The following is a 7,131-nucleotide window of genomic DNA, read 5'->3' as shown; positions in this document are numbered from 1 at the left end:
AATATTAGATGTATTGGTAATGTTTACTTCTATGGTAACAAATATAAAGATTGCAAGAACGATCCCGAAAAGTTTTGAACTGATAGGGAAGATACTTTATTATTTTATTGCGGTTGTTCTTCTGTTCTCCGGTATTAGTAAAATCATTGACCCGACTCCGATGATGGAAACAATGAAGGCGGTATTTAAAGTGAACGAAAGTCTGCTGATCCTGGCAGCAACAATTTTACCGATAATTGAAATAGGTTTTGGACTGATGCTTGTATTTAATGTACAAACAAAGAAAATCCTAATTGCCGTCTCTATACTCTTTTTTCATTTCTTTGTTTTTAGCGTTTATGGTTCTATAATTGGGCTAAATAATGATTGCGGATGCTTCGGAAATCTGGTAAAAAGTGAGTTTGGAATATTTATGATTTTAAGAAATTTAGTGTTTTTTATCATTTCTATATTGGCTATAAAGAGTTTTAATGTCACTGCAGAGGCATTAATAAATAAATAAATCAATCATATAAAAAAAAGGAGAAAGTCAAATGAAAAAGTCGTTTTTTTTCTTGACAATAGTAGCCACTTTGGTTCTTGCATTCGCGCAAGATTACAATGTGTTTGCTAAACCGGTTACACCACGCGGTTTGTCTTATTGTGTTATGGGCGATAAAGTGGTTGTTGCCTGTGCTTGGTCGTATTCTGCATGTGGTTCAGAAAGAGCGTGCGAATAATCCACTTATTCAAGTCTACCCAGTTTGGCCAACTTTGGGAGACTTACTTTTCATGAAAAAAAAATTTATGCCTTAAAAAGAGTGGGACATGTTTAATTGTTATTTGCAAATTTCCAAAACTTTTGTGGACGAGAATACCTAAATGTTTTTTTAATGTTTAGCATAAACTAAAGCTAATACAATAGCGGAGATATTTTATACATGAAATTTTTCTTTTTGTTTGTTGTAATCATATTATCATCATGCAAGAACGGAGAACAAAAACAAAGTTCTATGTCGTTCGATAAAAATACTTCGCAGATGATGAAATACCGGGAGGTCTTAGTAGCTAATTCTGAATTTGATTTTATTTTTAAAAAAGCATATCAAAGTGTTTTGAAGGTAGACGATGATCATATAATTTCAAACATTAAAACAGTTCTGGTAACGAAACAAAATATTATTATTAACGATAGCCAAGGGAAACAGGTGCTTGTGTTCAATAAAAAAGGGAAATTAGAAAATACAATCGGGGAGGTTGGTTCCGGCCCCGGCGAGTACATTGTTCCATACGATATAGCGGTTAATTCCCAAAATGAAATTCTAGTTTTAGATGTTAATAATATGCGTGTGTCTAGATTTAAAGTAGATGGAGAATTTATAACTTCCAATAATGTCAAATTTGGAGTTAGAATCTGTTCTGATCTAATAGGCGGTTTTTATCTTTATAATCCGACGGAATTAGCCATCGCAGAAAAGAATTCTATAAAATATTATGACGCAAATGGGTTTTATGTAAAATCTTTTTGTTCGCCATTTTTTAAAATTGGTATGATAGGGGCTAACATAGATATTGACAGCAAGGGAAATGTTTATGTCATCCATTCCACACAGTATCTAATTCAAAAATATTCGCAGTATGGAGATTTTATTAAAAAATTTGGGAATATGCCGAGATATTTTAAGCCATTAGAAGTTCCGGAAAATCAGTTCGCCACTCAAGAAGTTCTTGATGCATTTACTCCGCTAACTAAAATTTTAGTTACTAAAAGCAACTTAGTACTTGTTGAGTTGATGCGAACAAAACCAAGATCACGCTGGCTTGACATTTACGATACTGATGGAAATCTTTTAAAAAGTGGGATTAAGATTGCGCCCGATCTTAGTTTAGGAACTATAGGAGATGACGATGTAATTTATTTTGTTAAAAATCCTCCAGATGAAGTTCTTTCTAACTTCGCCGAAGTGCCAGATTATCAACTTATCGGTTATAAAATAAGGTATGATTAAATTGAATATATTTCTTCTGCTTATGGCGAGTATTTCGGTTTTTGTAGGGCGTGAACAACCGGGCATGATTAATGATTTTTCTCGATATTTTGTAAAAAAAGATGTTATAAAAATCAATTTCACCAACAAGAATAAAATTACTCCTAATATTGTACGGATTTTTCAAGATTCTACCATACTTATCGCAGATAAAGAAGAAAAATTAGTTTGTAGATATGATTTTAAAGGAAAGTTATTGTCTCAATTCAATATACAGAATAAACTTGGACATATAGATGATGTCATTGTTGATTCTTTAGGAATATTTTATATAATTGACGGGTATAAAAATATATTGAAAAAATTTGATCGAAGTGGGAAAGAGCTTAAAACAATTCATGTTAAAAACGGCCAACAATTGTATTTAACAAAAAACGGACAACTATTAATTTACAATGTATATTACCGTGATGGAGTAAAGAACAAACCGATTATTCACCGGTATACTCTTGATGGCAGATTCATTTATTCTTTTGGTCGTGAACCTAAAAAACCCAATATCGGTATTATTCATATGTCGGCTGGCAATGTTTCGTTTCGTAACTCCGATATAATCGTTTGCCATGCCTCCGATTATATCATGGATGTATATGATCAAAATGGTAAATTGATAAAAACATACGACAGAAAACCATCATTTTATCACATGCCGGAGGCAATAACCTCACTTGATAAAAAAGAGATGAAAAAATGGAATAGTACAGTTCAGTTGTGGAGCAGTTACTCATTATTTGACGATTATATAATTTCTTACTTTGACAGGGTTGATGAAACTAAACATTGGTTATTTATCCAAAACGACAAACGCAGTTTAGAATTATCCTTACCAACAACTTTATACCCCATTGGGGTTAATAACAAAAAAGTCTTTTTTATTGACACAGCAAAAAACAAAAACAATGAAAACTCAATCGCTATTGTCAACTATGAATTTAAAAGTCATCTTCTCCGTTAAACATTTGGCTTCTGTTTTATTAATTGTTATTATTTTTAGCATTTGGCAAAATGTTAAAATGCAGTCAGTTATAGAACATAATAAAAACGCTACGGATAGATTACATAAGACAAATTACATGAATTCTTCTCTAAGTGCGGTGCTCTCAAATGCAGAAGGATTAAAAATAAAAAATTTAGTTTTGCAAAATATTAAAGGTAGCAAAACTTTTGGGAAGTTTTTTGAAGACAATAATTATTGCATTATTATTTTTCAAAATGGTATAGTATGTGACCCGTGTTTGGAATTTGTTGGAACATATTGGTCAGGAAATTCCTATAATTTCCCTAATGGACTCTCTAACCAACTAATAATAATTGGAGATAAAAATGACCGGAGTACCTTTGTTTATCTTAAAAAAAATCGGTTAGAAAATTCATATTTCATCGATATAAACCGTCAGATTAGAAAAGACCTTTCTTTGAATAATCTTCCTACAAATTTCATTTTTCTAATAGATAATAAGCAGAGGGTTATTTATGCAGAATATTTTACATCTGAGACAAAAGATAAATTTGATAAGTTTATTCGAAAAGCGATAAGATTGGTTGAAAATGAATAACAGAATTCAAATGAGTAAAATATTTTTTGGGAAGTCATTATTAATTCGAAAAACATATAAAAACGTACTAATTTACAACCAAAGAATTTTACTCATTATAGATTTATACGCGTGTCAATAAGTTCAACCAGTATCCGCCGTCCAATAACAGTTACAGTTATTTTCATTTCCATTACATTACTGGGCATTTTTTCCTTTTTCAATATTGGAATAGACCTTCTTCCTAATATTAACATTCCTCACTTAATGGTTCAAACAACTTATCCCAACGCTTCCCCGGAAGAAGTAGAAAAACAGATTACAGAACCGCTCGAATCCGCAGTTGCAACGGTAACCGGAGTTAAAAAAGTTACCTCTGTTTCTTTGGATCGGAGAGAAAGATAAAATTCTCTTTTAATAAAAAAGAAGAGGAGATTGAGGGTGATGAAAACCATGAAAATACTGAAATAGGTCTAAGCAGGGAATTAGCGCCTGAATTGTTGGCTAATTTAACTAAGCGGGAAATTGAGATTGTTTTATTAATTAGAGAAGGTTTAAAAAGCAAGGACATTGCTGAAAAGCTATTTATATCCTATAAAACTGTGTCAAACCATCGTCTAACAATAAAAGAGAAACTTGGCTTCTCAGATTATTGGGCAATAAAGAATTTTTTACAAAACAACCAAAACAGAATAAAATAGCATATAGGTAGGTAGTACCTATACAAAAATGGGTACCAACTACCTAGAAAAATGGGTAGGAAGTACGCATGCGCAGTCTTCTTTTTTAACTTATTTTGCATAAAGAATTTTAGATGTTTCGACAATGTTTGCAATGATAGTAACAAATATAAAAATGATAAGAACGATCCCGAAGGGTTTTGAACTGATATGGAGAAGTCTTTATTACTTTATAGCTGTTGTTCTTCTATTCTCTGGAGTTACTAAAATTGTTGATCCAATACCGATGATGGAAACAATGAAGGCGGTATTTAAAGTGAATGAAAACTTATTGATTCTTGCAGCAACAATTTTACCTGTTATTGAAATTGTTCTTGGACTAATGTTGATTTTTAATAAACAAACAAAGAAAACCTTATTTGCCGCAACCATACTCTTTTTTTGTTTCTTTGCTTTTAGTATTTACGGTACTATAATTGGGCTGAATAATGATTGCGGGTGCTTCGGAGATATAGTAGAAAGTGAGTTTAGTATATTTATGGTATTAAGAAACTCCATGTTTTTTATTATTGCTGTACTGTCCATAAAAAGTTTTAATGTCACTGCAGAGGCATTAATAAATAAATAAATCATATAAAAAAAGGAGAAAGTCATGCTTCAGAAAGAAAATTCAAAAACAAAAAAACCATTAAGTTGGTTTAGGTTTTCGTTGTTTTTATTTCTTGTAATTTTTAATGTTGGTCTAATATTTGAGGGAACTGCTTTAGCATTGCCCCAACAAGATCCAGATACTACTGGCGACGGCGGCGGAGGTGGTGGTGGGAGTAAAAACACGCAATTCTATAATTATGGAACTACAACAAGGCAAGTTTATTGCCAAATAAGTCACATTGGTACTGATGGTGTTTGGGTTGAATATTCAGTTAAAACTGTCTATTATTTGAAAGAAGTTTGCGATTTTGGTGGCACTTCACATCAATGCAGTTTATATTCTATGAGATTAACTTGGCAAAGTGGAGGCTGTTGATAAGTTGTTTGATTTAAGGGTCGAAATTTTTCGACCCTTTGAATAATTAATGAGGAAAAAATGTTAAGATATATTATCAATAAAAATTATATTTTGTTATTTATCATCTTTACATCTTGTGTACATAAAAAGGAAGCGCCCTTAAATGATTTTCAGAAACAAATAAAAAAACTTGTAGAGAAAAGCGAAACAACTTTAGATCTCTTTGAAAAAATTGATACAATTTTTTTACATATTTCCAGTGACTCTTTGGATAGTTCTCCATTGATTAAATTCTCGTCAGGTGGTTTTGTTTTGGCTAATCCATATTTAAAAACTATTTATAAGTTTGATAGAAACGGGAAAGTGCTAAATCATTTTGGGGCTGATGGTTCGGGACCAGGGGAATTCAGAAGTATCATTTCTTTTGATATTGATGAAAATGACAATATATATGTTTATGACCACCTTTTGAGCCAAGTAACAAAGTTTGACAAATTTGGGGAATTAATTTACCAACAAAAGGTTATAAAGAATAATCAAACGGTTAGACATATTTGTGCTTTAAATAGCAAGTTTTATTTACACCATGCCCCTCTTGATGCCAACGGATATTATATTTCAGTGTATGATAGTTCTGGATTTATCAGTTCCTTTCATCGTGCTGATCCGAATTACCGTTCTTATTATATGAGGGGTTTTTTAGATGGTGGATTAGTAAGTGATAAAAAAAACATGACTATTTACGAAGTGAACTGTTATAAATGTACTATTCATAAGATTTCAAAAGGGAAAGAGTCTGATATTGGTGAATGCCCTGAAAACTATGAAAAATTAAAAAAAATTAAAGCAACAAAATATGAAGTAATTACAGATGCTTACTTGGAATCAACAATTCCTCAAAATATTTTTATTGTATCAAACAAACGGTTATTACTACAAGAGTATTTGAAAATTGACCGTAATAATCCACATGGTTCTGTTCGCTTTTTTCAAGTATATGATACTAATGGCGTTTTTTTGGGGAAAGTTAAAATTAGTGAACAAAATTTATTCCTTGATTCGGATGGGAATTATTTGCTAGAGTATTTTGAACCTAAAAATTTTCCTATGATGAAATTTAAGAAACCGTATCCATTTATAATCATTTATAAAATTCGGACTTAGTTTGTTTTTAGATTGGAAACCATGGTACCATTATATCTATTTGATAATACTATCGATAGTTTTAATTTATTTTCGTTTTCAAAATAATAAGATTTTGCATTCAAACATTAGCGTAAACAAAAAGAATGTTGTTTTTGATACAACTTTTTCTACTAAAATCGACAGTAAATTAAAATATAGATTGAAGTGTTATATCAATGAAAGCGATTGTTCTTCTTGTGTTGAAATACTTTTAACCCAATTAAACTTGTTAGTGAATAAAAAACAATGGAACGATTCTATGGTGGTTTTTGTACAAGATAAAGGCAAAACGACATCTGCATTTATTAATGAAATTAAAGAAAGATTCAGGATTCGTTTCAAAGTTCTAGTTAGTTTTCAAAACAGAGAAGATGAAGAACTAAAAATTCAAATTAGTACACCCGCTATCTTTTACATTAACAGTGAAAATTACATTGAAAAGATATTACAAGTAACTCCTTATAATTATAATAATGTGTATACTTTTATTAATGAAATAAAATAAAAAATTACAATAGTGGTGATTTTCTTAACAGGAAATGACATAGTGCATAATAGTATATTACGAGATTCAAAAATGGCAATGGTTTTATTTAACACATTGCCATTTTTGTATTTTATTATAACTTGCCTTGCATAATATAGGCTAAAACTTTAAACACAGATATAATGCTATAAATAAATTTTTAAAAAAT

Annotated in this window: 11 protein-coding genes; all 11 read left to right on the top strand. The window is 30.7% G+C overall.

Annotation, left to right across the window (positions count from 1 at the left end; translation table 25 throughout):
- Positions 1-31 precede the first annotated feature (31 nt).
- Positions 32-502: a methylamine utilization protein gene (locus GW846_06175; protein NDK10332.1), complete on the top strand. Its 471-nt coding sequence runs from the start codon at positions 32-34 to the stop codon at positions 500-502.
- Between the two features lie 52 nt (positions 503-554).
- Positions 555-719 (top strand): hypothetical protein, encoded by a 165-nt coding sequence (locus tag GW846_06170; protein NDK10331.1) that lies wholly within the window; start codon positions 555-557, stop codon positions 717-719.
- 201 nt (positions 720-920) lie between these two features.
- Positions 921-1,988, top strand: a complete 1,068-nt coding sequence (locus tag GW846_06165; protein NDK10330.1) for a 6-bladed beta-propeller — start codon at positions 921-923, stop codon at positions 1,986-1,988.
- A complete protein-coding gene (locus GW846_06160) occupies positions 1,981-2,982 on the top strand; it encodes a hypothetical protein (GenBank protein ID NDK10329.1) in 1,002 nt (333 codons plus the stop codon). Before GW846_06165 ends, GW846_06160 begins: the two co-directional genes overlap by 8 nt.
- 118 nt (positions 2,983-3,100) lie before the next feature.
- On the top strand, positions 3,101-3,583 hold the full coding sequence (locus tag GW846_06155) for a hypothetical protein (protein NDK10328.1): 483 nt from the start codon (positions 3,101-3,103) through the stop codon (positions 3,581-3,583).
- A gap of 111 nt (positions 3,584-3,694) precedes the next feature.
- Entirely contained in the window at positions 3,695-3,967 is a 273-nt protein-coding gene (locus GW846_06150) for an efflux RND transporter permease subunit (protein NDK10327.1), read from the top strand.
- Between the two features lie 92 nt (positions 3,968-4,059).
- Positions 4,060-4,263 carry a response regulator transcription factor gene (locus GW846_06145; protein ID NDK10326.1) on the top strand — a complete coding sequence of 68 codons (204 nt, stop codon included), beginning with the start codon at positions 4,060-4,062 and terminating at the stop codon, positions 4,261-4,263.
- Positions 4,264-4,387: 124 nt separating this feature from the next.
- Positions 4,388-4,870 (top strand): DoxX family membrane protein, encoded by a 483-nt coding sequence (locus GW846_06140; GenBank protein ID NDK10325.1) that lies wholly within the window; start codon positions 4,388-4,390, stop codon positions 4,868-4,870.
- Between the two features lie 24 nt (positions 4,871-4,894).
- A complete protein-coding gene (locus tag GW846_06135) occupies positions 4,895-5,272 on the top strand; it encodes a hypothetical protein (protein ID NDK10324.1) in 378 nt (125 codons plus the stop codon).
- Positions 5,273-5,362: 90 nt separating this feature from the next.
- Positions 5,363-6,415 carry a 6-bladed beta-propeller gene (locus tag GW846_06130; GenBank protein ID NDK10323.1) on the top strand — a complete coding sequence of 351 codons (1,053 nt, stop codon included), beginning with the start codon at positions 5,363-5,365 and terminating at the stop codon, positions 6,413-6,415.
- Positions 6,416-6,509: 94 nt separating this feature from the next.
- Entirely contained in the window at positions 6,510-6,941 is a 432-nt protein-coding gene (locus GW846_06125) for a hypothetical protein (protein NDK10322.1), read from the top strand.
- Positions 6,942-7,131: the final 190 nt, after the last annotated feature.

It is taken from the genome of Candidatus Gracilibacteria bacterium (genome assembly GCA_010119145.1).
Taxonomy (GTDB): domain Bacteria; phylum Patescibacteriota; class Gracilibacteria; order BD1-5; family UBA6164; genus JAACSU01.
This window is presented reverse-complemented; position numbering and strand designations above follow the sequence as displayed.